The sequence below is a fragment of the Erythrobacter sp. SD-21 genome (assembly GCF_000181515.1).
In the GTDB taxonomy this organism is placed as follows: Bacteria; Pseudomonadota; Alphaproteobacteria; order Sphingomonadales; family Sphingomonadaceae; genus Qipengyuania.
Map to the genome: position 1 here is coordinate 106,610 of NZ_ABCG01000007.1, position 25,815 is coordinate 132,424.

Below are 25,815 nucleotides of genomic sequence, written 5' to 3' on the forward strand. Positions count from 1 at the left end.
CTCTGGAAGCTGCTCCAGCCCATAAAAACACGGAAAAGACATGACGACTGCTGTTCTGATCTTCCAGGCCTTCGTCATATTTACGATCCTGGTCACGCGTATCGTCGCCACGGACAAGTTGGTCCTAGTTTCCATAGCATGGACCATTTTTACCTTGGCCATGGTTTTTGCAACGCCGCTCGTGCTCCTGCAGTTGGCGGTAATCTGGGTTACCTACAGCATCGTAGCGCCGAAACATCGGCCAGACGAGCCCAACTTTTTGCCGCCGCCTGCCAGCCCTCCCGCAAAGCTCCACAGTCACAAAGCGACGTCGGGTTCGAGGGCTCAAAACAAAGGCTCGCCAGCGATTTCCCTTTCTCAAGGTACTCGTAAATCTCCTTCCAAACAGACTTCTGACAAGCAATCATGGCAATCAGCAGCTGCGAGGCTTTCGACGCAGACAAAGTATAGCAATATGGAAAATGCTAACCGGGTCGCTATCTTGAAAAGCCTGGGCCAAGACCAAGCGGTTCGAATTATTGAACGTTTTCAGCCGGTCTCGGAAAGTTTGCTCGAGCGGTATGTGGAGCACTGGGATTGGGGTGCCCTTTCTAGCAACCCGGACTTACCTTGGTCGGTTGAGCTGATCGAACGATACGAGAAGCGCTGGGACTGGTCTTCTGTGTCCCTCAACCCAGGTTTACCGTGGTCAGTTGAACTGCTCGAACGATACAAGGATCGCTGGGTGTGGTCGTCTCTTTCGCTCAACCGAGGTTTGCCGTGGTCGGTCGAACTGCTCAAACTATACAAAGAGCGATGGACCTGGGGTGACCGTGGCCTCTCCCTCAACCCGGGTTTGCCGTGGTCGGTTGAGCTGCTCGAAAAATACAAGGATCGCTGGAAATGGGATCACCTCTCGGACAACGAGAGTTTGCCTTGGTCGCTAGATCTGCTCGAACGATATAAAGAGTATTGGGACTGGTCTTCTATCTCCCTCAACCCTGGTTTGCCGTGGTCAGTCGAACTGATCGAACGATACAAGGAACGCTGGGAATGGGGTGACTCGGGCTTACCCCTTAACCCTGGCTTGCCATGGTCGAGAGAGTTGATCGAGCGGTACAACGATCGCTGGAAATGGGAGCATCTCTGCCAAAATTCGGGTGTACCTTGGTCGGTCGAAACGCTCGAACGACATAAGGAGCGCTTGGACTGGCCTACTCTTTCTCGCAACAAGGGTTTGGCATGGTCGTTAGATCTGCTCGAACGATACAAGGAGCGCTGGGACTGGTCTTCTCTATCACTTAACGCCGGTTTGCCTTGGTCGGTCGAACTGCTCGAACGATACAAGAACCGCTGGAGATGGCAGGCATTTTCACGCAACAAATTTTGGGCTTTTCTCCGGCTTCAAGACTTCGACATCATCGAAATCATGGAGAAGGCTAATAGGCCGAAAGCGGACACTAAAACCCAGCCGCTACCCTCAATCTATTTGGCTCCGCATTCGATTGACGAGCGGGCCAAACCGCCTCGATCGGACGGATTCCAGTTTGGGAGCAGGGAAATTGGCCATCTTGTGCATTTCACCCAAGCCGAAAACCTCGCCTCGATCATGCAAAACGGCATCCTTTCCGTCTCGTCTCTTCGACGGCGCGGTATCAGCTTCCGACAAAATGATATCTCCAGGTATGACTACCAAATAAATGCCAGTTCGTTGAGCATCACACACCCGAACGAGAAATTGTTCTATAAATGGCGAATGGAAGACCCCTCTCAAGATTGGGTCGTTCTCCTGATCGAATCATCCATCCTGCGCCGGCGAGATCTAGCCTTTAATATCCACAATGCGGCCGATAAACGCATGAGTTCAAGGCCGCTATCCGCAAGGAAAGGGGTCGATGCATTCGAAGGTATGTTCGCTGAGATTGATGGGTTCGCAAAAAGAGCGGAGCTGGGATTACGGGATCAGGATACTACTGATGTGCAGGCAGAAGTGCTCGCCTTTCAAAAAATCGAACCGCGGCTGATCCTCGGTGCTGTCTTCGACAGCCTTGGGGCAATGGCGAGGTATAGCAATATTTTAGGCAATAGGGATATTTCGTGCGTGCAACCCAATACTGGCCTGTTTGGCGTGCGAGAATACAACTACGGTCTTGTAAGAAGCCCGTTTCGGCACACGGGTTCCCGTACTAACAGCGGCAACTTGGGTGACGACATTCAATTTTAAGGGAGCTTATGGCTGAAAGACCGATCTTCATCCCAAACATTAGCGGGCGTGCTGCAGTGACGACCCGAATGGTAAGCTTCGAGTGGCACCCGGGGATGTCGCTGTCTCAAAAACAGAAATCAATTGCTTCCCTGCACCAGGCCGCAAGAGAACAATGCCAAGGCATCGAGAAGATTCTGGAAATTTCAAGTAAGTCTCTTGAGGATCTGGGAGTGCGGTCCAGCGCCTTCAACTTGAAGTGGCTTTCCTCCGTCGCGAACTTCCCGATCAGCGTTGAATGTGCCTTCCAAGGAAGCAAAGTTTTTTTGAATGGAGGTCCGTTTACCGATCTTTATGAGGCGCGCCCGATTGATGCGAAGCGTGATGTGCGATTGCGATCGTCGGGCAACCTAAAAGCATTTGATTTTGATGGAGGGAACTGGCCGATAGAACCGCAAACAGCATTTTATGATTGGCTATATATTTCTGCGTTGAGAGAAAATCCGGAAATTGCTGATGCCATCCTTAGTTTCGATGGTTTCACCGACATTGAGTTCAATCCGAAGAAGTCCATCAACTGCCAAGCTTACTCGGCGGCACTTTTTTGCTCACTTTACAAACAAGGAATGGTGGACGAAGTCCTCGAAAAAAGAGAGACTTTTCTCAATTATTGTAGGTCGCTGGATGTAAGCAATGCGCGACAAGATGACACTATACAAGGAAGCCTTTTCTAACCATTCCGCAAAGATGTTAGGCACAGCTTGACGCGCAGTAGGGCGGAGATTTGGCGTCGCTGCTTCAGGCTATTTTAGCTCCGCGACAACCTATGAGGCATTCAATACGTTCTGCGCGATGGGTGTTCGGTGCATCCTTAGTTTGTCGCCTTTTGACCCAGAATTTTATTTAACTGCGACTGGTCTCCTCAATGGCTGAACTTACGATAGCTATGGGCCACAGAAATCGCAGTCCCATCGTCAGAGAGAACTATATACGCATTCTCCAGGCGGTCACGTCGACTTGACGCTACCTCTGATTTTCCTCCAAGTTGGAGTAGAGATCGTCCTTCCTTAAGGGCAGACCCTAATCCCAGCTGTTGGAAATCTGGGGGTCAAATCAGGGCGGCTAATAACGTGGCTTGTACCTAGTGAACTTTAAATCAGCGGGGCGAACAATGACCTTTGATGTCGACACCGGGAGAAAGCCCTCGTGCCCCTTTTGCGACCTGCCGGAAGAAGATTGGGAGGACTGCCCCCACCTAGTGGCCGTCTTCGACCGTACCTTTCTTGATTGCTATGGTGGGGAGATCTTTGACCGAGACGGCGAGTTCCGAGACCTTGTAGAAGCGGCTTTCTCGAAGCGCCTGAAAGGCGCAGAAAGCGTAGCCTTCGAGAAGGCAGATCTGGAGCGCCTTTGGCAGCAATCCAAGTATGAGCAAGCTAGCCAAGCTGGAGAGGAGAGCTACTGGGACCTGAATGATCGCATCTTTCAGGAGCTTCTGATCGAAAGGCTGCTCGCTGCAGGCGCGAGGGCATTACCAGGACGCTGCGAGGATTCCACTCCGTTGGCTTCTTCGGTGTACACTATTCTATTTGCCACTTTCCCACGGATAGTAATCTTAAAGGCACTCCAGCTTTTGGTCGAGGAAACGATATTGAGCGAGTGAAAGGCGTGAGGAAGGCTCGTGCCATTTTTATTTAGGCGATGAGACCCGAGGTCGCATTTCCCGTCTTATAGGAGCCCGAGCACCGAAGAACGGGCGGCATGCGCAACGCACCGATGGAACCGACAACCTACGATTAAAGTCGGTGCCCCTACCCGTTATCGTCGCGAGAAGAGTCCAATCACAAACGGCAGCAAAGGGCCGAGAGCGGGCGGTAAGCTATTGGCCTATAGGTCGCAGGTCCAGACATAGCGTTAGCCCCACGCCGGTGCTGTGTTGGGCTTGATCCTTCACCCGTGCTGGCGGTTGTGCGATTATATTTCTTCGCTAGTCTCTAATATGAGGAGGAGATCGTCATGGGGATGTTTACGCCGCTAGCGGAATACTGCCGTAAACAAAAACTGAGACAGTTCGAACTGCCGTTTCACAAAATCGAGACCATCATCGGGAAGAAACTTCCCGACAGTGCCTTGAGGCCACAATATTGGGCCAACGTGGTCGCGGGGACTGGGCCGGTGCGTTCAGCCATGAAAGACACTTGCTACGATAGATTTCTGGTCGAAGGTTCTAAGCGCGCTCGGTTCGAGCGTCACCATTAGTTCTCTGTGGAGCGGGTGATCGAATATATTGAACAGAGTTCGCAAGGGACTACTGGACCGTTGCTCTCTCCTATTCAAACGCGACTTGTGCCTCCGCAAGTCGAGCGAAATACGGGGGGGTCAAAGCGTCGATTATCGCTTGCCGTTGTTCCTCGCGCTCTACCCATAGCGTTTCAACTACCTCGTGTGTCAGAGACGCGCAGGCGACGCCCCACCAATAAGGTTCGTCGAACAGGTCATTTCGCCAAAGCGCGAGCGTTTCGTTGCCCGGTGCGTGCCAAATCGAGATAGCCTCAATCGTCCTTCGTGCTATGAACCAATCATATCGGCTCGCAAAAAGTTTCATGTCTTCCGGAGGCTGGCGCAACGCGTTCTCATAGCCTGTCAAAACGATAGAAAGAGCAGTCTTTCGATCCATTTCATCTTGCATATTACCGGTCACGATCCTCACCATTAGACTGGCAATTTGATCGCCCCACCATTCAGGTTGATTGGCATCCTCTGAAATACACGCCGCGAACCCTTGGCCTTCGATAGACCACACACTTCCCACTTGCCGGTATCCATCTTGGGGCATGGCATGGTTTGGCTTTGGGAGCTCCAGGCTTCTCGCCGGATTGGTGTGATACATCTCTAGCCGAGGGTCTCGCAGCGTGGCGGTTACAAATTCAACATCCCCTTGCTTCCACAACAGTGTGCTCAAGGCATGACCAATCCAACGGCGCGTCGTTCTTGGTATTTCAACTGTTTTTAGTTCGGGGCAAGGTTCTAGATCGCCATTTGAGACCGACAAACAGATCGCGATTTCGGCCCCTTGAGGTAGGGGACGATAACAGAGCACTCGACCATCATTCTCTCGGGTAATCTCAGTAAATTTCATCGAATATCTGATCCTGACGAGGCGCTCATCGAAACAAGCTTCTTGCGTAACTATATATCTGGAACTGAAAGACCGGAAGTTCAGGTCAGGCAGGCATTCGATCTACTTCAATTCCGATGCCTTCAAGCCGCTTCGCGCATTCCCGGAGTACTTCAAGCTGCCTGGGCCGACGCGCCTTTGATGCCTCGCTCTGGCCTTCGTATGGTTCCAGCCAATCATTGTCCTCGATCGCTGCCTTCAGGATCGCACGGTCAATTTGCGTAAGCTCTTTCGGGACACAGAACTGCTCCATCATGTCCTGCATGACCATGGCGCGCTCGCAGACCTGATCGGCCGGATAGCGATGCTGTAGGCTTCGGATTACGAGCGGGAAATCATCAATGAAGTTAGCAAACGCCTCGCGTTGCATATCACTCATCGCAAAAAGCTGCATTTCTTCGTCCATAGTGGCGAAATCTCCAGTGGTTTCGTCAGCAATTACTCCTCAAAAAGCGAGCGGATAGTAAATTTCCGGTCCTGAAATTGCACACGGTGAGCGTGTGTAAGTATCTGACTTGATTGCTCTCTTGAGATCTAGCATTAAGCGACTTCGATGATGGGGGTCGCGTGACAGAGTTCTTCATTGCGGACATGCACTTTGGAAGTGCGTCCAATGCCAAATGGCGCAAATTCGCCGCTTCCGCTGATATGGATGCCGCCATTAATTGAAGCATGGCGCGGACGGGTTACAGATGCCGATATCGTCTGGGTTCTTGGAGATGTTGGCTCGCTCAATCCCCTGCGCGATCTCCCCGGCACCAAGCACCTGATCTTCGGTAACGACGACAAGCCCAAGGGCATGTTCAAAGAAAGTGGTGCGTTCGCGAGTTACTCCAATTCGCAAATCCATGGGTCAGATCACGGCTCGATGCTCTTGATCCATCGGCCCAATGACGCCGCCGAAAATGATGTGCCGGTTCTCCACGGCCATACGCATTCCATGCCTGATGAGCCCGATCCGAGGTTCGTCTCGGTGTCCGTCGATAAGACTGGTTGGGGGCCAATCACGCTTGATGAGGTATGGCTGCGGATTGAAATGCGCAAGAGAGGCATGGCGTGAAGATCGAGGGGTTTCAGCTACCTGCCCACCACGCGATTAATAGATATTTTCGTGAGCAACGCGAGAATTCTGACCACCTGATGGACAGCCTTTGCGAGGAACCATACCGCACTTGGAAGGCTGCTTACCAAAAGCCCAGGCTCTCGTCAGATCAGGTCAAGCAGCTTGGCGATAGCTTTGACGCCACCCTCAAAGCTTCGCGTGCTTTTGAGATTACGAGAACGGCAAAGAAGGGCACTAAGGGGCTGCCAAATCGCGAATATGAGCGCGTTACAGGGTTCTACATGGAGCCGGTAACCTTCGGCGAGGGGATTCACGAGGAGGGCCTGCGCCCTTATGTCGAGAATGCCCTTCTCCTTCGTGTGGCAAGGGCCGAATTTCGTCGCAAAAGAGGCTTCCTCGGAATTGGCTTTTCAGGGATTGCTCTTACCCAGCACATGTTGAGCCGGGTCTATGAGCGGACTGGAGTTGACCATGCCGAGTTAGGTTCGCTCATCAACACTCACGTCGCTGATTTAATGGCGAAGCTTGGTATGGCCGAGGCGCTGGGGCTTTGGACTGGAAACGCTGGGGGAAGAGCAACTGCCATTCCGTTCGCCAACGGCCTCCTCTTGGTAAACACGCGACTGTTGCTGGGGAAGATCCGAGATGGTGACTTTGGCTTTTACACGCGCTTCCCGAAGCCGAAGTCACAGGCCCCATTTGTCAATCAGTCATTGTTGATCGATTGCGACAAGAAATGGCGTGAGGCCGACTTACAGCCCGCGATCACGCTTTGTGGGATGACATACCTCAATCTTTCGACACTCAATCGAGACCAGTTCGATTTTTACTTTCAGTTCGAAGCTTTGAAGGCAGATGTCGGACAGCCGGCGCTTGCAGCCCTAGCCAACCATTATTTCAGTCCAAGCTTGGCGCACGAGCGGGTTGATACGATCACATTTAGCGATGAACAATATCCGAAGCGCGCCAAGGCCCTCGCCCTGCTTCAGTCCGGGTGGCTGACCGCAGACAAACCCAGCTTCGCCGCTCTACTCTCATTCGAGAGCGTAGTGGCCAAAGACAAACGAATTTAGTCGGTTCCCTGCGACTCAATGTGGAGATCGCCGAATCATGGATAATCTAGTTTTCTCAGATGAACCCAAGACTGTTCTTGAGGTAGCACGCGGCATCGATATCTTTGGCGATATCCACGGCCAGGCTGAGGCGCTCCATGCTGGATTGGAAACTCTTGGTTACGAGCAACGCTCAGGTGTTTGGCGTCATCCCGAAGCGCGCAAGGCACTCTTCTTGGGCGACTTGATCGACCGTGGCCCAAAGAGTCGGCAGGTGGTCAACACTGTGCGCATGATGGTCGAGCATGCCGAGGCGGTCTGCATTATGGGCAACCACGAGCTCAATGCTGTTCACTTCGCGCAACCCCATCCCGAAACTGAAGGATTTCTTAGGCCGCGCACCGATAAGAACCTCTTTCAGCATGTGGCATTCCTTCACGAATATCGCGGAAAAGAGGAACGGGATGCTCTGACCATCGACTTGGCCTTTTTCCGCACCCTACCGATGATGGTCGAGCTGGATGGGATGCGGGCAGTCCATGCATGCTGGAATGAGCAGTACCTTAGCGAATTCACTGAAGCTGAAATCTCTGGCGCAAAACGCGGAGAGGATTTTTGGCTTCAGACATCTAAGCGAGGTCACCGTCAGCACAGCGCAATCGAAGTCTTACTAAAGGGGCCTGAAAAGGAGCTCCCTAATGGCAGGGCCTTCTACGACAAAGACGGCCATAAACGCCGACACGCCAGGGTCCTCTGGTGATCGGATAGCCAAAGCCCTGAACACCGCGTGATCGGACCACCTTCGTTGGCTGATGTGGTCTCTGGCATGGATGAGTTCGACACTTCGGAATTCGCATACTCGCCAGATGAACCGCCGGTCTTCTTTGGGCATTATTGGCTGAGAAATGAGACAGGCATTCCGCAGTTAACTCGGACACCCAATGTTCAATGCCTCGATTTCAGCGTGGGAGCCGGCAATGGCCAGCTAGGGATTTACCGCTGGAACGGCGAAGAAAAATTGCGCGCTGCCAACCTGTTCGCGGTATCTGCAGCGGGCGACCAAATCGTCCAAGGCGCCGAGGACTGATGGTTTCTATTACGCTGGTCCTTCATTTTGCATACGTTCCCCGACAGCAAGATATTCCGAGTATGCTTTGTCCCAGTTCATTGCTGGATAAGCTTCTCGGACCGTCTCCAAGAAGCCTTCCTCATTCAGGGATTCAAACGTGAGGTCTTTGTATCGCACCTCGAGCTGCATCCGACTAATTAGTTTGTCGATCTTCGGCATGCTCTTTGCCAGTTCGTATTCTAGCCATCGAGCCGCATGCTCTTCATCGAGCAAGGGCAATTGACCTCGCATTGCGTCAGGCGGGTTCTTGAGGACGATTGGCAAATAGTACTGGACGATCGAAGCAAGGGATTTTGACAGGTGGGCGTCGATCTGATTTTCAACCTTCTTCTGGTGCGCTTCGAGTTTCTTACGAAAGGCATCAATCCTCTCCTCAAATGCCTTTCGAACAACCTTCAGAATGACCCTTTCCCGGCCGATGGTCCGAGTGAAATCAGAGCGGATCTGGTTTAGCTCCTTTTCCAGCTCGCGAGATGACAGCGCACCCTCACTTTCTAACAGATCGAAGGTCGTCTTGAGACGGCCCTCCAAGTCCTTCCTCCCGCCTAGATCCTGAATTGCCTTGGGAATCCGCAACCTATGGCGTTGGATGGATGCACCTTTCAGACTGATTTCGACATATTGGAGCATGGCGTTGTAGACTCGAACCTGGCGGGCGACATCGAAGGGAGCAGAAGGCACGTTGAGCAGTTGCTTTTCCACTCGATCAAAATCAGCCTGCTCGACCTTGTTGGAAGTAATTTCGACCGTTCTGGTTCTGAGAGCCTCTCGCTCTTCTTCAGTCTTTGATTGCGCCAACGCGATCGCTTTCGCGGCCGGAGACAAACGCGCCAAAGCCTCCATTGCTTGATCATGCGAAAGCCGCATGGCATTTGGAGCCGTCGAGCTCCTTTCATCTGCCTCAAGGAGCAATGCTGTAGGGGTGAACATGAAGCCTTGTCGGTCAACGATAATCAGGCCTGTCCGCAATCCTGGTGCCGACTGGATCTCAATCTTCTGATCACGCAAAAGTTCGATCGCCTCGATACTCCCATATCCCAACCGGAAGACATGCTCATCGAAGTCCAGGCAGACCGTGACAAGTTCCGGACCCAGGCGCTGAGCAACCGCAGCTATTGCTCCAGCCGGCTCGGAATGAATGCCAGGCGCAGCAAAACACAACGCCGTCTCTGTGCGGCGGATCAGATCCGCTATGTTTCTGAAGTCTAGCGATTGGAAAAGGCAGTCAGTCACTACGTTTGTTCAGCTCCAACATACTCAGGGCCAGTGGCCTGTTTGGTTTGGAGGCGCGGAATTCTCGAGGGATTGGTCGTCGAGACAATGTCGGGAATATCATGCGCCAATCCGAACGCCAGAAGCAGTCGGGTTCGGTCGCAATCCAAGGCAATTATCTCACTAGGTGGCGCGGGCTGATCTATGCGGCCCGGTCCAAGGGCTCTATGAGGATCCCTGAGGCGGGCAAAAAATTCTTTATGCAGAATGGAATTTGAGCCGCCACCGGTCACAACCAGATAAACGTCTTTTCGGTTTGGGTTTTTCGCCAGACTGAAATTCAGGGGGGCCAGGCGACAAGCTTGGGCAAACGTGTTGCCGAATTGATGATTACAGGCCTTGAGAAAATCAGACTTAAGAACGCCTTTATTCTGAGCGACCTCTAGGGCTGACGACCCAAGCAATTCGACGGTGGCCGAGAAAGCCTTTATCTCTGCTTCGTCTTCATCCTCGACCAAATTAAAGGCGACCATGTCCAGTGTCGATGCTCCGACATCGACGAGCACATGAGATCCCAGTGGCGAGGTCGGATCACTGGCGTAACCCACGAGCGCAGCGCTGAGTTCGGGAATGAGGTCGAACCCGTCGGGCAGATCTTCTGCGTGAACCATCTCCAATGCCGCTCGGACCATTTCGAGGGTCAAAGGTTCACAGGATCTAGCCAATTCGACAGCTGCGCGCACCACTTCCTTAAATGGCTGTAATGCAGCGGGGTTATCGCTGGTCGCAACCGGCACTCCGATATTGATAGCGAGAAAATTTTTCGCCTTGCTCCGCTCTAGAGGTTGCTCCTTCGCATACCATCCGAGCAGGTGGCAAAGGTGCAGCGCGATAAAAGCGGTGGCGCCTTCTGATCGAGAGATCTTGGGTTCGTCGAAAATGGCCTCGGAGCCGTTCCCAGCGATAATGCCCGTTTTGAAACCGTCTAGAGTAATAGCGCCGGGCGTCGGATAAAGCCGGAAGATTTCGACGGCAGGATCAAACCAAACGACCGTCTGCCACAAATACGGGTGACCTTGGGAACGGAGTTCCACAGGCGCCGGCAGTGCCGCGAGAGGATTGCCCGCGACATAAGGGTCGCGAACCACGACCTTTAATGAACTGGTGCCAAAGTCGAAGCCCACGACAAAGCCATTGTCGAAATCGGGTTCAGGATTGTCGCGAAGCCACTCAGCTCCGCTTCGAACGGCCTCATCCAATCGCCGCGCTTCTTTCGATTGAATCCTGGTGGGCCGCTCTTCGATGGCAGGCGTTGAGGCACCCACGATCCGCGTGATGTGCGCGAACGCCTCAGCCGCGGTAAACGGCCGGGTCTCGCCTGGAATTTCGCGACGCGAAGGTTCGGGCGCTGGTGCTGGCTTGTGCGTCGGAGCGAGAGCGGGTTTGGCCGCAGCTTCGTGAACTTCCTTCACCGGGGGCTTTGGCTCGTAATGAAGCCGCCTTGCTGCTGACTGCGTCAATTGCCCCTTCGGCTGTTTGACCGGTTGCACTGGCTTGCTGGGCTTGCGGCTCGGGTCCACAGCTCGAGAGGGAAGCCTCTTTCGTGTCTCGATAATCACATGCGGCGCGTCGCGTTTGGCCGGCTTGATCTCGCGCGTCTTTGTCTGTTCGGCGTCCTCGCTCTGCGCATTGGCATCAGCGAGCTTCTGCCTGATCTGCGATTCGGGGTCGGCGACACCTGGTTCACGAGCAGCCTTTGAGCGAAAATTGGAAACAGGTTTTTTGCTCTTGTTCTTAACGGGCTGTTTGGGTGCTTTCTGCTTTGCGACGCCAAGCGATTGCAGCTGGTCCGCTAGGCTACCGCTCGACTTGCTCATGCGGCGTCTCCAGTAAGATCGATGACCGCTATGCCAACGAGAAGGGGCTCCTCGTAGCTGAGCAGATTTTCACGCTGCCTTATCTCGTTTTCGCGAAGCTCGAGACGAGCCAGTACCTTTTGCAACTTGCCCTCAAGGGCTGGGATCAGCTTGCGTCGATTGAGGTTTTGCGAGAACAGCGCATCGGATTTTCGTTCCTCATATTTTTTGGTCTCGCGAGCGCGGTGCTCCTCGATCAAGGCTTTTTGGGTATTGACCAGGTCGAAGTGGCGGGCAGCTTCAGCATCTTCGAAATCCAAGCGCCGTTCTTCCAACCTTCCCGTCAAGACTTCTGCCGCAAGTTTATGAGCACGACCGCAATCCGCGCTCGATAGGCTTGTCATGCGCGCTTCACCGGTGAGACTCTCGATGAGAATACGTTCGGCCTGGTCCTCTTCGAGCAGCCTGTCGCCTGCGAAGGAGCACGCTGCAAAGGCCAGTTTGTCGACGGGGACGATACCTTCAATCGACCAACGTTCGACAAGGAAGATATAGCGCCCTGAAGGAAGGCTCCATTCCGCTCGATTGGCGGTTTCAAACGCCGTTACCGGCTTTGCGCGCAGGCTTGCCTGGCGCTTATCCAATTGCTCGGCGGAGAACCGCGACAAAGGATGCGTCATTGGGATTGCTTCGATAGCGCGGTATTTCGAAGGCTGTGGATTGCTCCCGAAGACTGACCGAACGCCGTTGGTCGCGTCGCGCGAAAACTTTGTAGGATACCGACGCGCTCTTGCATTTCGGAATTGATTGAATTCGACGTCTGCGGACGCAGAAAGCCTGATCTTGTAAGCTTCGATCTCGACATCTGAGATCGGCTCGATGCTGGTCCCTTTGTAGGCGGAAACAAGGACGTCAGCGATGTAATCGCGCAAGTCTTCTGGCGTGAGGCGTTTGTGCGGCGCTTGAGCTTCATTGATCCGTTGAAGAATGCTGTCGCCATGAGCGATAAGACCCGGTGCTTCCTGCTCAAGCTCTTCGGCGATCGCCTTGCGTTTCTCCGCGGCGAGAACCGACCGATCGAGCTCGGCGACCTTTTGTTCTTCGGTCAGTTCGGGATTGACGAGGGCGAGCTCGATATCGCGAATGATCTCGCCGAGAATGGGTTCAAAATCGCCCAGCGTGCTTCGAATGATCCCCAAGCGTTCATAGAGACGTTCGTAGACGCGCTCTTCGATCGTCTTCTCGGCGATGAGGTTGATAATGTCGATTGAAGGAGATTGCTGCCCAATACGATCGATACGGCCGATCCGTTGTTCGACGCGCATCGGATTCCAAGGCAAATCCCAGTTGAAGAGGATTCGGCAAAATTGCAGGTCAAGACCTTCACCGCCTACCTCTGACGTCAACAAGACCGTGCCGGCGGGGGCGTCGGCAAAGCTATTGACGATTGTCTGTCGATCAAGATCGATCCCGCCATGGAGTTCGATCGATTCAAAGCCGGCATCCTCTAAGCGGCGCGCAAGGTAATCGATTGTCTTGCGGAAACTGGAGAAGATGATGACCTTCTCATCGGGATGGTCCTGACGGATCTTTCGCAGCCACTCCACGAGCCGCTGGAACTTGGTATCGCTTGCCTCTAGTGAAGCGAGAACACGAGAATTATCACAAATCGCACCAAGCGTTTCAGTCAGAGGACCAGGCAGGGTCTTGTTTCCGTTGTCGTCGTCCTCATCATCGAGCGAGAGATTGCCGGTTCGGGTGCCCCAATGTCGGTAGCCGGCAGGGAGGCTTGAGGCGAGCAAGCGCTGCGTTTGCGCAAGCAGGAAACGCTCGTTGATGTCGTTGATGAGCGCATAGTTGGCGATCTCGTCGCTGGCGGCTTCGTAGAAGTCGCGTTCGACTTGCGCCATCGGCCATCGGACAGTGGTTGGACGCCGCTCGACCTTGAACTCCGCCACATCTCGCCTTCTGGTGCGATTGATGATCGTGCCGAGCAAGGACATCTCTTCGAGACGAGAGGCAATCCGCACACGATTGGCAGGCGTGTCTTCCATGCCCTTGGCCAGCTCCTCACGCAGACGTTCGAGACGCTTTCCAGTCTTTAAGACCTGACCTGCTGGAAGCTCTGAAATGAGCTCTTCAAGATCGCCGAATGACGCGCGCGGATCGCGCGCAGCTTCCCAGGCACGGACGTAAGGTTCGTTCTCATCCTGCAGCAGATCGAAGAGCCACTCGCGTTCGAACGTATCGGGGTCGATGAGTTTGAGCAGGGCACGCAAATCGTTGGCGCGCAGATTGATCGGTGTTGCCGACAAGAAAAGCTTATGATCCGCGACCTCGCACACCAATTGGCCCAGCCGGTGGTTCATCGTGTCGGTGTTGCGAAGATGGTGTGCTTCATCGAACACGACGAGATCGAAGAGATCGTCGTCAGCCTCTTCGAGATATTTGGCGAGCTCTACGCGCGCTCCGGTTTTCTCTTCATCCTGATCCTCCCAGCCCTTGGGTGGACGAAGGCTCGGGAGCGATGCGATTGCCGCAAAACCATCGCCGCCGACACGATCATCTTTGAGGAGTTGCAGTAGCTGGTCAGCCTTGCAGACATGCGCTGTGATGTTGAACTTGTTGCGCAGCTCGTCGCGCCACTTTTCACACAGCGGTTTCGGGCAGACAATCAGCAAACGCCGACTATCGAACCGAGCAACAAGCTCGGTCCAAACAAGACCCGCTTCGATGGTTTTGCCGAGACCAACTTCGTCTGCGATCAGCAATCCGCGCGAGGGCGAGTTGAGCAGCTTGAGAACCGGCTTGAACTGATAGGCGTGAAAGTCGGTGTTGGTCGCGCCCAGACTGTAGATCATGTCAGCCAGACGACCGGTCATCCGCAAATGCGTGATGGCGCGGCGCAGGTCAGACGGCGCGGAAAACTTGCCGTCCTTTAGGTCGGCAAATGCATCAGCCTCTTCCTGCACGATTTCGAGCTGATTGGCGGGCACGACCCGCTTCCGCCCAGTTGGCAGCTCGATTTTCTGAAACGGTCGCCCTCCACGCTCAGATGGAGGCTCATCAGTAACGACACCGACCACACTTGGATCATTCCGCAGCCGTACACGTGAACCAACTGGAATCATCTACCCTCCCCGGCATTGCCGTAAGTAACTGGAACTATTTATTTCCTTAAGATCGTCAAGAACTATCAGGCGGCGCTCAGAACTTGAGGCGTCCAAGCCGATGAGCGGCAGTGATTACCGCACCGTCATCCGCCACAACGAGATAGCTGTTGAGCGAGCGCTCGAGCTTCGAGTAGCTCTTCTTTCCCATCGCCTGAGCCATGCGCGCCCTGGCTTTCTTGTCGAGAAAATAAACATCGGCGCCATCGTGCCGGCGCCGACAACCATAGGCCAAAATGGCATCGACCGCTGCATAAGGGATGCCGCGCTGCTGGATTCGGGCGGCGGCGTGATGGGTCAAGTTCATGATTTTTTTCCTCTTTGCTTGGTGACGAATCCAATCTACGGAAGCGGGGCGACAAAATCGGTCACCCCAGCAAGGAGCTGTGCTGCATGTCATTTTCCAAAGCCGTTGATCTGCTGCGGCTAGCCATGATGGCCGGCGGACGAACAGGGGTTTGTCTCAGCGATATTGAACGTGAGTTCGGATGTGTAAGGCGAACCGCTCAACGAATGGTCGCGGCCCTGCAGGAAGCTTTTCCCGCAACCGAGCATTATGTCGGCTACGACGGCCGCCATTATTGGCGCGTCCCGGCTCGCGCTGTGGCGCCGCTCTTGTCTCCGAGCGTGGACGAACTGGTCGCGCTCAAGAGCGCGATCGAGCAACTCGACCGTGCAGGCATGAAAGCTGAAGTCCGAGCACTTAGAGAACTCGATCAAAAGGTCCACGCGCTGATCCCTAATGAAAGCTCATCGCGGCTAGCAACTGACGAAGAAGCGATCCTGGAGGCCATGGGATATGCCGCAAGGCCAGGCCCCCGCCCTGATCACGACAGCGCCGTCGACGGAGCCATTGCCGAAGCACTCAAGGGACCGTTCCGGCTGCGGATTGCTTACCAAAGCCGCGCTGACGAGGCTGCCACTTGGCGGGAGATTGAGCCGCTCGGTCTGTTGCTTGGCACACGCCGCTACTTGGTGGGAATCGACACGGCCAAGAGGGACGGACGCAATCGGCATTACAGAGTCGAAGACATCGGTGAGGCTGAGGTGCTGGATCAGAGTTTTGCGTACCCCGACGATTTCGATCTCAACGCCTATGCAGAGCGTGCCTTCGGCTCATTTCACAATGACCTGGAGTATGGCCAGGTCGTGTGGAGGTTTGCCCCCGATGCGGCAAATCAAGCAGCGCGTTTCCAATTCCACCCGTCTCAGACCAGTGAGGTTCTCGAGGACGGCTCTTTGGTGGTGCGCTTTAACGCCTCCGGCCATCTGGAAATGGCCTGGCATCTTTATGCATGGGGCGATGGAGTGGAAGTCTTGGAGCCTCCCCAGCTCGCCGAGCTCGTGCACCCCTTTCGCCGTCACGACTTCCCAGCATACCCATGAGAAGCACCTCAAGATCCCTTGGGGTGACTGCTTTTGTCATGTCCATCTGCGATAAACGACCATACCGCGATCGCGGCCGTCACTCGAGATACGAAGTGGCGCAACACCAAACGGCGAGTTCAACCTAATGCGCTTTTACGACGGCCAGCTTCTCCATTCAGCAAGCGACCTAAATGCCTTCCTGGGCTGCCGTCATGCGGTCGCGCTCAATCTGCAGAAGCTGCGTGACCCCTCGTCGCTTCCCGAGCGCGCGGTCGATGACGAATCAACAATCCTCGTGCAGGAAGCGGGGCACGCGCATGAGGGAAACTATCTCGAAGACCTGAAGCTGCAGCTACGGGTAATCGAGATCGACAACAACGCCTCGCTCGAAACGCAGGCCGAAGCGACTTTGGCGGCAATGCGTGATGGCGCGGACATAATCTACCAAGCCACTTTCCTCGATCAGCCCTGGCATGGTTTCGCCGACTTCCTGCGCCGAGTGGATGTACCTTCGCAGCTCGGCGATCACTCCTACGAGGTGATCGATACCAAACTTGCGCGCACGCCCAGCCCCAAGCACGTGCTGCAACTGGCGCTCTATTCCGACCTGATTGCCAAGGCCCAAGGCGTGGCTCCGCATGAGATGCATCTTGTCCTTGGTGACAAGAGCGAGGCAAGCTTCCGCCGGGTTGAGTTCGAGCACACGCTTGCCTCCGCGCAGGGCCGCTATCTCGATTTTGTGGACCAAGAGATCACGGAGACACGGCCCGAGCCGTGCAGTGCCTGCACCTATTGCGGGTGGCGCGATCTTTGCGCGGGCCGGTGGCGCGAGGAAGACCATTTGAGCCTGGTGGCTGGCATTCAGACATCACAGATCACCAAGCTCAAGGCTGCCGGGATTGAGTCGGTGGCGGACCTGGCTACGCTTGAGGCGGGCACTTCGATTCCGAAGCTCGCTCCCAAAACCTTCGAGCGCCTGCGCGCGCAAGCCGCGCTGCAGGTGGACAGGCGGGGCGGCGTACCGACAACGGAATTGCTTCCCATCGAGCCAGGTCGCGGTTTTGCCCGCATGCCGGCGCCCAGCCCGCATGATCTCTTCTTCGATCTGGAGGGCGATCCGCTCTATCCCGACGGGCTTGAGTATCTTTGGGGTGTGCATCTTCGCGATGCTCACGGCGAACCGGTCTTTCGCTACGAATGGGGCCATAACCGCCAAGCCGAGCGAGAGGCGTTCGAGGCCATCGTTGATTTCTTTCGCGATCACCTTGCCGAGCATCCCGAGGCGCACATCTATCACTACGCGCCCTATGAGGTGACGGTGCTGCGCCGCCTCTCGACGCGCTTCGCTAGCCGCGAACACGCGGTCGACGAGATGCTTCGCGCTGAGAAGTTCGTCGATCTCTATTCCATCGTGCGCGGCGCGATCCGCACTTCGGAACCCGACCTTAGCCTCAAGACGCTGGAGACTTTCTTTGCTGAAAGCCGCGGCGAGGATGTCACCAAGGCCGACCAATCGATCGTGCATTACCATCGCTGGCGCGAAAGCGGAGAACAGACCCTGCTCGACGGGATCCTCGCCTATAACAAGGTCGATTGTGAGAACACCGAAGGCCTGCGCGATTGGCTCTTGTCGCTGCGACCTGAGATCCCGTTCTGGCAGCCGAGTGCCGAGACTCCGTCAGACGAGCAGACCGAAGAAGCACGTCAAGCCGAAGAGGCGCGCGAAGCGCTGCGCAACAAGGTACGCACGGGAGCGCTCTGCCTGTCAGAGCGAGGGCGCGAGCTCGCAAGCCACCTGCTCGACTTTCACTACCGCGCGCGCAAGCCCGAGCTTTGGGCGATCTTCGATCGCTGCGAGCGCGAAGAGGACGAGCTAGTCGATGATGGAGAATGCATCGGCGGGATCGAGCCTGATGGCGAGGATTGGCAGCGACCCGAAAAGCAGTCGATCGTGGCGCGCTACCGCTTCGCGCACCAGGACACCAAGCTGCGTATTGGCAGCACGGTCTTGCATGCGCCAAGCCTGGAACGGCTTGGCACCGTGTTCGACCTCGATCTTGACAGCGGCGTTGTTGAGCTCAAGCGCGGCAAGAAAAGTGGAACCGACTGGCCGCAGAATGGATCGGTCATTCCGAGCTGGCCCATCGGCACAGACATACTAGAAGCTGCCGTCGAGCGCGTGGTGCGAAGCTTGGCAAGCGCGGGCGGCAGCGCGACAATTCCCTACTACGCTTTGGTGGATGTGATCGAACGCGCGCGGCCGCGGTTCACTGACGGAACCTCAGGCGATCTCGTCCAGCCCGGACAGTCGCTGATCGAAGCAGCCACAACAGGCGCTCTAGCCTTGGACCATTCCTCGCTCTTCATTCAGGGGCCGCCGGGGACCGGTAAGACTTACACGAGTGCGCACATGATCCTCGCCTTGCTCAAAGCGGGTAAGCGTATTGGCGTCTCGTCGAACAGCCACAAGGCGATCAACAATCTGCTGGGGAAAGTGGAGAAGGTCGCGCTGGAGGATGGCTACCATATTCATGGAGCTAAAAAGGCGAGCGCGGGTGACAAGGACAGCTACCTCAGGGGCGGCATGCTGGAGGATGTCACCGATGCCAAAGACATTGAGGATGGTGATTACGAGCTGGTCGGCGGGACTGCGTGGTTGTTCGCGCGCGGCGACCTCGATCAACGCTTCGACTATCTGATCGTGGATGAAGCGGGCCAGGTATCGCTGGGCCATCTGCTCGCTATGGGTGCGTCCGCCAAGAACATCATCCTGGTCGGCGATCAGATGCAGCTGGGCCAACCCATCCAGGGCGCGCATCCTGGCGAAAGCGGAATGTCGACGCTCGACTATCTGCTGCAGGACGAGGCCACAATCGCGCCCGATCGAGGCATCCTGCTCGACACCAGCTGGCGCATGCATTTGGATATTAGCGGTTTCATTTCCGCAGCGGTCTATGACGGCCGGCTCAAGTCGCACCCGGACTGCGCCAAGCAGGAGCTGCTCCTTGACGACAAGGCGCCAAGCGGAGCACTTCCACATGGCATCCGCATGCTTCCGATGGCGCACGAAGGCTGCCGCCAATCAAGCGAAGAGGAAGTGACGAAGGTTGTCGAACTGGTAGCGGGGCTCCTGGGGCAGGCCTTCATCGACCGCGAAGGGGACAAGGGCACAATCGGGCTCGACAACATACTCGTGGTGACCCCGTTCAACATGCAGGTGAACGCGCTCAAGGCTGCTTTGCCCGATGGGGCTCGCGTGGGTACGGTCGACAAGTTCCAAGGACAAGAAGCCGAGGTTGTCATAGTCAGTATGGCGACATCCAGCCCGGCTGATCTGCCGCGGCATGTCGACTTCTTCTACTCGAAGAACCGTCTCAACGTTGCGATCAGCCGTGCCCGCACGCTGACGATCGTCCTCGTCAATCCCAAGCTACTCGAACTCGAAGCGTCTACTGTAGAGCACCTAAGGCTGGTGAACACTTTAGCCTGGTTAGAGAGCGAAGCCGTTTCCGACTGATGCCGAGTGGGGTCGTTGCGTCGGCTTTTTGGGTCAAAGGGGCCTAGGTCACCCGTTTTTCGATCCTCGCCTGGCCTCGAGACTTGCGGTGCGCACGGATTCGCGTTCCGCTTCCTCGATTTTCTGGCCAATCTTTCGAAATCCTGCGCCGACAAGCCTGCCAGCAAACCGCGCGGGCTTCGAAGTGACGATGCCGACGGTCCCTTTGACCGCAATCTCTGAAACATTGACGACCGAGCTAGCTGTGCCGCGCACTACCGCGGTTCCGCCGGCGATAACAGCTTTGTCAATATCGCCGGTTTCTTTGTATTTCGTGGAAGCGTGTCGCACACCGGTTAGAAGCGAAAAAAGGCCGACTCCGCCGATACCGGTCAACACGGCATCGAGCGCAGTGTCGCCCATATCGATCATCGTTCCTCCTAGGGCGAGGTCGATACTTTCGGTGATCTCCACATTGGTCAGGCCACCGTCGATTGACCCCGTGACAGCGGCAACCGCTGATGTGGAGATGACCTCGATGTCCTCCGGAACGCTCTCGATATAGGCCGCGCTGTCAGTGGCTTTGATCTGGTACTCAACTCCATCGATTACGATGTCGGTGTCAGGGTGATTGAAGGGTTCGAACAACTCGCCACCAAATTGGTCTGCAACGTGATCTTCGAAGAGCGCGCCCTTTGTGAGACTTGCCAATCCTGCCAGTTGTGAGCCCGACATTGTTAAGGTCTCGAGCCAAATTTCGGCATCGCTCATATCGGCGAAATTGCCATTCACAGAGCGCAAGCTGTCGTAAATACTGCCTGCCTGCGTGATGTCTTGCCAAGCTGAGATCGGCACAGACAATGCCGACAAGATCAGCGCGTTTTGTGTAATCTTTTCACTGTCAAACGCTTGGTGACGGCTAGTTGGGATAGATGCTGCAGCGGCTCTTTGAACTTGAGAAGTTCGGCTTATGACCAGAGAGTTGAGCTTACGGTAATACTCGTTTGTGCGCGTGATATCGCCCGATTTCGAAAGCTTCTCCTTCGCGGCCTCGAGCTGCTCAACTTTCTCGTCGATTTCGGCGAAATTGGGCCGATTGAGGTCGAACCACCACTTGAGCTTCTTGCGTGCGCGTTGTTCATCCAATAACTTATCTGCATCGGACTTAATTTGCCGCAAGTTTGCGATTGCTTCGGAAAGTTCGCGTTCGGCGCGCACCGCAGGGGAGGCTACACGCCGTTCTTCAATTTGGCAGGAAACCGCCTCATAAGCTTCATGGCATTGCGAAATTATCGCTTGGCGCCGAGCCTGAGCGATTTCAACTTCGAAGACACGCTCAAAATGCAGGCCGATCTCGTCGCCGAACGAATCATATAATTGACGGATAAGTGCATTATGCGTCGATGCTTCCTGCAGATCTTCGCGCATCAGCGCGATCCATTCGAAGGACGTCGACGCAAGAGCGCTTGCTAGATCTTGCTCGGCTCGAGCCAGTTCATCGAGTTTACGCCTCGCCCTGCGACCCAATGTTACTGACAGAGAGCCCAGCAGAACCAAAGCCACAATGGTTGGGATCGCTATCAGGGCTATCCATTGAAGCACTTCAAAGGACCAGGCGGCAAATACCAGTGCCGCGGCGAGAAAGCCGAGAACTCCGCCTCTCCCCAAAACGACCTCATGGGCCGCTAGGCGTGCTCGCGCACTTTCAAGATCATCCATTCGGAGCCCCCTCGCTTCGGACCTCTTACACGAAGGGAAGCTGAGATAAAGAACTGACAGTTTGTTTCATTTTAAGCGAGTAGAACTCTTTGATACCACCAGTTCCCGTTGAGTTGAAAAGGCTCGGAGCTAAAGTTTGTGGGTGACTGTTTTTGTCACCCGGGTTCGCTAGCAACAGCTGATCAGCAGGTGCGCCTGATCAACAGGTGCGTCTGATCAACAGAAAGGATCCGAAGCGGCATGGAAACTATTCTCTACACAATACTTGCGGCTGTGGTGGTTGCCGCAGTTATTTGCTTCCTCATTCTCTACCATGTGAGCCGTCCAGCAACCCTGCCCAGCGAACTACTCAGCCAATTTGCGACCCTTGAGAAGCAAGTGGGTGAGTTGCCGGGCACCCTCAGAGAGGAAGCCAGACTAGGGCGCGATGAGCTTCGCGGCCAACTTACCGACATGCGCAAGGAGGCGGCCGATGGCCGCCGCGAACAGCAATTTGGCCTCGAGAAAGTTACCGACAAGATCGGCCAGCTTATCGAGAAGAATGACGAGCGTCAGGAAGCGCTTCGCCAAGCGGTCTCGGACAGCCTAGACAAACTGAGGACCGAGAACTCGCAGAAGCTCGAGAAAATGCGCGAGACGGTCGATGAGAAGCTTCAGGGAACGCTCGAGAAGCGTCTTGGTGAATCCTTCAAGCTGGTCAGTGATCGTCTTGAGCAAGTGCACCAAGGCTTGGGTGAGATGCAGAACCTGGCAACCGGTGTAGGCGATCTCAAGCGAGTATTGGGAAATGTGAAGTCTCGTGGTGGCTGGGGCGAGGTCCAGCTTGGCATGCTGCTCGAAGACATGCTTACCCGCGACCAGTTCGAGACCAACGTGAAGATCCGCCCCAGCTCCGGGGAAATGGTGGAGTTCGCGATCCGTCTACCTGGCAGGAGTGGTGAAGATGAGCCTTTGTGGCTCCCGATCGACGCCAAATTCCCCCATGAAGATTACGATCGCCTGCTGGTGGCTCAAGAAGCTGGCATCGGCGAAGATGTCGACAAGGCAGCTGCAGCGTTGGAGCGGGCAATCCGGTTGCAAGCGAAGACTATCAGCGAAAAGTACGTTCACCCCCCGCATTCGACTGACTTTGCGATCATGTATTTGCCGACCGAAGGCCTGTTCGCTGAGGTCATTCGGAGGCCGGGCCTCGCCATGGAACTGCAATCCAAGCACCGAGTGATGGTCCAGGGTCCGACGACGCTCGCGGCGCTACTGACTAGCCTACAGATGGGTTTCCGGACTTTGGCTATCGAGAAACGTTCGAGCGAAGTTTGGCAGGTTCTCGGCGCAGCCAAAGCCGAATTCGAAAAGTATGGCCAAGTCTGGGAGAAGCTTGGCAAGCAGCTCGATACGGCGAAGCGCACTGTCGATGAGGCTGGTCGTCGAACGCGCGTCGTCACTCGAAAATTGCGTGATGTGGAATCTCTCGAAGGCCCCCAGACATCTGAGCTTCTTGAACTCGTTTCGGAAGGCGAGGATGGACCGGGCGATGAAATGGACGACGCGCAGTGACCATTGATGCACAGGCAATTCTAGATCATTTGCTCGGCACGCCTCCGCTCAAGCTAGAGGACATTAACTCGCGCAAATCAGGAATCTACGCGCTTTACGATCATGAGCATCGCCCAGCATATATCGGTGAAACAACGGATTTCCGGCACAGGATCTACCAGAATCACTCTAGCGGGGACGGAAACAGTCACAAATTTTCGACTGTCTACAACGCCGGCCGAATGTTTCATTCGCGCAAAGACCCGCGCACCTGCGGTGAGGATGGCAAGATTGCAAAGGCGCTACGGACACGTTTTGCGCGCGAATATTGCCGTGCCGTCATTTTCGAGATTCCTGGATTGAACAGGAAGGAACTGAAGCCAATCGAGGCGCGGGTGCTGAGCATTGCACCGGCGGAAGCTAAGCGCTGGAACGGTCGCAAAGCGATTCAAGCCTTCGAACCTCATGAGCTCGTCGACAAACTCCTGTATGATCTGAATTGGGACTCTTCGCGGCTGTCCGCGATTTTACGACAGGCGGAGCGCGGGGGAGAAGGGTGATCCGAGCTGCACTTGTAAGCGACACGTCGGACTAAGCTAAGAAGAAGAATTATGGGGTGGTGCGCAATTAAGGACAAAATTCGCCCCGACGTTAGGGCTATTTTTGTCCTTTTCGACCACCCCCCTCCTCATGAAAATCAGGAAGATAAGGAAATGAAACGCCCCGCGATGACCATCAGCGGGCGCGCCGTCTCGCCGTCCGAACTCCGAACTGAGGTCAAAGAGGCTTCTCTCGCCTGGTTACGCGATAATCGGGAAGCGAAGGCAACGAAGAAGAGACGGCACCGCGCGCTCTCGGAAGCGGAAAGGGAAGCCAAGGCGCAGGCGACCGCAGTAGCCAAGAAGAAGCGTGCCGACGAGCGCGACGCGAGGGAGTTGGAAAGGCTTCTCCAGCGGGTGGGTTATCTCAGCAAGCGCAGTGCCAAAGAAGCCGAGGCGATGACACGAGTGCGGGTAAGAGTTCAGGTAGCGAGCGCTCCGAGATTTCGAACCGTTTGCTCACGCAGCTTGTATTCGCGGCTCCATGACGAGGTAAGTCAACGGAAGGATGGAGCGACCAAGCGCTCTCGGGTTGCCGCCGACGGTTACAAGAACATCGTCCTCAGAAAGCACTCTCGAGGCTTCGGGCGAAAGACCATCGGTGCTCGCGGTTACCGAATGGGGGAAGCGGCTGACCTTGTAAGATACATTTTGCGCGATGAAGGCCTGGAGCCGGAGATCCAAGCCACCTTCACGAACGTCATAGAGTTCAAAGGAGTGAGGGCGCTTTTTAGTTCAGAGCTTCCGGTCATCGAGGAGAAGCGCGCCTCGCAGATTGCAGCCTTCTGGAACGCGCTGGAAATCCTTGAGTCAGAAGCTGACGCAGACGGTAATGTTTTCAGCCATCTCATTCTGGCCATGCCGCATGAACTGTCTTCGGAGGGAAGATCAGAGGCGCTCTCCGATTTTTGCCTGACATTGCGGTCACTTCAATTGCCTTACGTGGCGGCTCTTCACAAACCCGACGCTGATGGGGACGCACGCAACTACCATGCACACATCCTGCTTTCGCCGCGTCCCTTCGAAGTTGAGGGTCCGCTCGAGTGGAGTTTCGAAGCGGCAAAGGCGACCGAGCTTAATCTGCCATGTGGCATCTCCTGGCTCCGCGACAGGGCTGCCGAGTCTTTCAATAGAGTGTTGGAGGAGGAAGCACGGACCGAGCGGTATAGCGGCTTGTCCCAGGCAAAGCGCGGCGTTCCCTCTACTGGCGAAGCCCACGACGGACCTGCGCTCACTGCCCGCAAGCGAAGGGCGGACAATGATGGTCGGGAACAGGAAAGACTCTTGCAGGGCCTCACAGCGCAGGTAGCAGATAAACACAGCCGTCAGCGCCAGCTTTCAGAGCAAATCGATAAACTGTCGGCAGCAGAGATACCTTCGGCTCTCGCGACCTTGCAAGAACGGTTCCCCAATCCAAGGCGCCTGCGTGGCCTGACCTACAGAGACATTCTAACTTACTCCGAGCAGGATCGCGAGGCAGATCAGTGGTATGCACCTGCCCTCGCCCTTCAGGCCGAATTGAAACTGAAGTGGCGCTCAGTGATCGAAGACGATGAAGGACGTCCTCGGCTGAAGAAAAGCGAAATCGCTGAACCCTTCCGGACTTTCGCAGCCCAGAAAACGTTACCCGACATTGTCGAAGACACTATCGTGGAACTGCACCGCCGCCTGATCGACGAAAGGGAGGCCAGAAAGGAGGACGCCGCCGCGAAGGAAAAGGAAGAGTTTGGGAAATACGGTCATAAGAAACTGAAAGAGCCCATTCCCGTTTTCACAGAAGAAGAATACCTGCGGCTCAGGGAGGATCAGGGAAGACCGTATGGTCACATCAAACTGAAGGAGCCAATCGTCGTATTCACAAAAGAGGAATACGAACAGGCTAGGAAGGAACAGGGAAGACCTGTCAAACCTTGCCTGGCTCATCTGACGCGTGGACCTTCTGACAATAAACGCAAAAAACAACTTGATCCAAGCTCAAGCGAGGCTGGCGCTTCGGAAAGGAAAGACACTTCGGCTGACACCGCTGAGACCCCGTCGCTCGATAATCGGAGGCCAAAGCACGAGAACCCGCTTGCGGGTCTAACCAGAGGACCCAAGCCGAAGCCACCGTCAGTGGAAGATGGTGATGACGATTATCAACGCCTGCTGCGAGACGCGGTAGCGACTGGCAAGATTCGTCTGTCCGGGAAGGGAGAAAACGAGAAGGACTAGGCCTGCTGCGCAGCCCGGGAAGGACGGAAGGGAAGTGGTGGGCTTCC

19 protein-coding genes are annotated in these 25,815 nt (G+C 55.4%); 12 read left to right on the forward strand and 7 right to left on the reverse strand.

Annotated elements, in window-relative coordinates; all coding sequences use genetic code 11:
• The first annotated feature begins 40 nt into the window (after positions 1-40).
• The 3 genes from ED21_RS14825 to ED21_RS11870 all read left to right on the forward strand — a co-directional run bounded on the left by ED21_RS14825 (position 41) and on the right by ED21_RS11870 (position 3,845).
• Entirely contained in the window at positions 41-2,203 is a 2,163-nt protein-coding gene (locus ED21_RS14825; protein WP_006834149.1) for a DarT ssDNA thymidine ADP-ribosyltransferase family protein, read from the forward strand.
• 8 nt (positions 2,204-2,211) lie between these two features.
• Positions 2,212-2,916, forward strand: a complete 705-nt coding sequence (locus tag ED21_RS11865; RefSeq protein ID WP_034922539.1) for a hypothetical protein — start codon at positions 2,212-2,214, stop codon at positions 2,914-2,916.
• A 437-nt stretch (positions 2,917-3,353) separates the two neighbouring features.
• Positions 3,354-3,845, forward strand: coding sequence for a hypothetical protein (locus ED21_RS11870; RefSeq protein ID WP_006834151.1), 492 nt, complete (start codon positions 3,354-3,356; stop codon positions 3,843-3,845).
• 666 nt (positions 3,846-4,511) lie between these two features.
• Here ED21_RS11870 and ED21_RS15465 read toward each other — a convergent pair.
• Together ED21_RS15465 and ED21_RS15685 are read right to left on the reverse strand one after the other, a co-directional pair.
• Positions 4,512-5,321 (reverse strand): hypothetical protein, encoded by an 810-nt coding sequence (locus ED21_RS15465; protein ID WP_156787455.1) that lies wholly within the window; start codon positions 5,319-5,321, stop codon positions 4,512-4,514.
• Positions 5,322-5,406: 85 nt separating this feature from the next.
• Positions 5,407-5,766, reverse strand: coding sequence for a hypothetical protein (locus ED21_RS15685; protein ID WP_006834154.1), 360 nt, complete (start codon positions 5,764-5,766; stop codon positions 5,407-5,409).
• A gap of 207 nt (positions 5,767-5,973) precedes the next feature.
• Here ED21_RS15685 and ED21_RS14830 point away from each other — a divergent pair, with 207 nt between their 5' ends.
• From ED21_RS14830 to ED21_RS14835, 4 genes are all read left to right on the forward strand, one after another.
• On the forward strand, positions 5,974-6,420 hold the full coding sequence (locus tag ED21_RS14830; RefSeq protein WP_006834155.1) for a hypothetical protein: 447 nt from the start codon (positions 5,974-5,976) through the stop codon (positions 6,418-6,420).
• A complete protein-coding gene (locus ED21_RS11895) occupies positions 6,417-7,496 on the forward strand; it encodes a hypothetical protein (protein WP_006834156.1) in 1,080 nt (359 codons plus the stop codon). Before ED21_RS14830 ends, ED21_RS11895 begins: the two co-directional genes overlap by 4 nt.
• 37 nt (positions 7,497-7,533) lie before the next feature.
• Positions 7,534-8,235 carry a metallophosphoesterase gene (locus tag ED21_RS11900; RefSeq protein ID WP_006834157.1) on the forward strand — a complete coding sequence of 234 codons (702 nt, stop codon included), beginning with the start codon at positions 7,534-7,536 and terminating at the stop codon, positions 8,233-8,235.
• A gap of 66 nt (positions 8,236-8,301) precedes the next feature.
• A complete protein-coding gene (locus ED21_RS14835) occupies positions 8,302-8,562 on the forward strand; it encodes a hypothetical protein (RefSeq protein ID WP_006834158.1) in 261 nt (86 codons plus the stop codon).
• Positions 8,563-8,571: 9 nt separating this feature from the next.
• Here the strand turns inward: ED21_RS14835 and ED21_RS11905 are convergent, their stop codons facing one another.
• The 4 genes from ED21_RS11905 to ED21_RS11920 form a co-directional block, all read right to left on the reverse strand.
• Entirely contained in the window at positions 8,572-9,837 is a 1,266-nt protein-coding gene (locus ED21_RS11905) for a hypothetical protein (protein WP_006834159.1), read from the reverse strand.
• Positions 9,837-11,693, reverse strand: coding sequence for a hypothetical protein (locus ED21_RS11910; RefSeq protein WP_006834160.1), 1,857 nt, complete (start codon positions 11,691-11,693; stop codon positions 9,837-9,839). Before ED21_RS11910 ends, ED21_RS11905 begins: the two co-directional genes overlap by 1 nt.
• Positions 11,690-14,668, reverse strand: coding sequence for an SNF2-related protein (locus ED21_RS11915; protein ID WP_006834161.1), 2,979 nt, complete (start codon positions 14,666-14,668; stop codon positions 11,690-11,692). The genes ED21_RS11910 and ED21_RS11915 overlap by 4 nt, the downstream gene beginning before the upstream one ends.
• A gap of 211 nt (positions 14,669-14,879) precedes the next feature.
• Positions 14,880-15,149 carry a hypothetical protein gene (locus tag ED21_RS11920; RefSeq protein WP_006834162.1) on the reverse strand — a complete coding sequence of 90 codons (270 nt, stop codon included), beginning with the start codon at positions 15,147-15,149 and terminating at the stop codon, positions 14,880-14,882.
• A gap of 86 nt (positions 15,150-15,235) precedes the next feature.
• Between ED21_RS11920 and ED21_RS11925 the strand changes: the two genes are divergently transcribed.
• Both ED21_RS11925 and ED21_RS11930 read left to right on the forward strand, forming a co-directional pair.
• The gene (locus tag ED21_RS11925; protein ID WP_034922611.1) at positions 15,236-16,228 is read left to right on the forward strand and encodes a YafY family protein; all 993 of its coding nucleotides are present in this window, start codon (positions 15,236-15,238) and stop codon (positions 16,226-16,228) included.
• A gap of 127 nt (positions 16,229-16,355) precedes the next feature.
• Positions 16,356-19,727 carry a TM0106 family RecB-like putative nuclease gene (locus tag ED21_RS11930; protein WP_006834164.1) on the forward strand — a complete coding sequence of 1,124 codons (3,372 nt, stop codon included), beginning with the start codon at positions 16,356-16,358 and terminating at the stop codon, positions 19,725-19,727.
• 48 nt (positions 19,728-19,775) lie between these two features.
• Here the strand turns inward: ED21_RS11930 and ED21_RS11935 are convergent, their stop codons facing one another.
• Positions 19,776-21,425, reverse strand: coding sequence for a hypothetical protein (locus ED21_RS11935; protein ID WP_006834165.1), 1,650 nt, complete (start codon positions 21,423-21,425; stop codon positions 19,776-19,778).
• 240 nt (positions 21,426-21,665) lie between these two features.
• On the opposite strand from ED21_RS11935, the gene rmuC reads away from it, so the two are divergent.
• The 3 genes from rmuC to ED21_RS11950 are packed head-to-tail and all read left to right on the forward strand — an operon-like array spanning position 21,666 to position 25,768.
• Positions 21,666-22,979 (forward strand): DNA recombination protein RmuC, encoded by a 1,314-nt coding sequence (rmuC, locus tag ED21_RS11940; protein ID WP_006834166.1) that lies wholly within the window; start codon positions 21,666-21,668, stop codon positions 22,977-22,979.
• Entirely contained in the window at positions 22,976-23,518 is a 543-nt protein-coding gene (locus ED21_RS11945) for a GIY-YIG nuclease family protein (RefSeq protein ID WP_233995749.1), read from the forward strand. Before rmuC ends, ED21_RS11945 begins: the two co-directional genes overlap by 4 nt.
• A gap of 51 nt (positions 23,519-23,569) precedes the next feature.
• Positions 23,570-25,768 carry a MobA/MobL family protein gene (locus tag ED21_RS11950; protein ID WP_034922548.1) on the forward strand — a complete coding sequence of 733 codons (2,199 nt, stop codon included), beginning with the start codon at positions 23,570-23,572 and terminating at the stop codon, positions 25,766-25,768.
• The last annotated feature ends 47 nt before the right edge of the window (positions 25,769-25,815 follow it).

Bases quoted from the DNA above. Each gene is read 5' to 3' on its own strand.
- ED21_RS14835 (WP_006834158.1), top strand. From the start codon at position 8,302: ATGGATGAGTTCGACACTTCGGAATTCGCATACTCGCCAGATGAACCG.
- ED21_RS11865 (WP_034922539.1), top strand. From the start codon at position 2,212: ATGGCTGAAAGACCGATCTTCATCCCAAACATTAGCGGGCGTGCTGCA.
- ED21_RS11920 (WP_006834162.1), bottom strand. From the start codon at position 15,149: ATGAACTTGACCCATCACGCCGCCGCCCGAATCCAGCAGCGCGGCATC.
- ED21_RS15685 (WP_006834154.1), bottom strand. From the start codon at position 5,766: ATGGACGAAGAAATGCAGCTTTTTGCGATGAGTGATATGCAACGCGAG.
- ED21_RS15465 (WP_156787455.1), bottom strand. From the start codon at position 5,321: ATGAAATTTACTGAGATTACCCGAGAGAATGATGGTCGAGTGCTCTGT.
- ED21_RS11925 (WP_034922611.1), top strand. From the start codon at position 15,236: ATGTCATTTTCCAAAGCCGTTGATCTGCTGCGGCTAGCCATGATGGCC.
- ED21_RS11870 (WP_006834151.1), top strand. From the start codon at position 3,354: ATGACCTTTGATGTCGACACCGGGAGAAAGCCCTCGTGCCCCTTTTGC.
- ED21_RS11935 (WP_006834165.1), bottom strand. From the start codon at position 21,425: ATGGATGATCTTGAAAGTGCGCGAGCACGCCTAGCGGCCCATGAGGTC.
- ED21_RS11950 (WP_034922548.1), top strand. From the start codon at position 23,570: ATGGGGTGGTGCGCAATTAAGGACAAAATTCGCCCCGACGTTAGGGCT.
- ED21_RS14825 (WP_006834149.1), top strand. From the start codon at position 41: ATGACGACTGCTGTTCTGATCTTCCAGGCCTTCGTCATATTTACGATC.
- ED21_RS14830 (WP_006834155.1), top strand. From the start codon at position 5,974: ATGCCAAATGGCGCAAATTCGCCGCTTCCGCTGATATGGATGCCGCCA.
- rmuC (WP_006834166.1), top strand. From the start codon at position 21,666: ATGGAAACTATTCTCTACACAATACTTGCGGCTGTGGTGGTTGCCGCA.
- ED21_RS11910 (WP_006834160.1), bottom strand. From the start codon at position 11,693: ATGAGCAAGTCGAGCGGTAGCCTAGCGGACCAGCTGCAATCGCTTGGC.
- ED21_RS11930 (WP_006834164.1), top strand. From the start codon at position 16,356: ATGCGCTTTTACGACGGCCAGCTTCTCCATTCAGCAAGCGACCTAAAT.
- ED21_RS11900 (WP_006834157.1), top strand. From the start codon at position 7,534: ATGGATAATCTAGTTTTCTCAGATGAACCCAAGACTGTTCTTGAGGTA.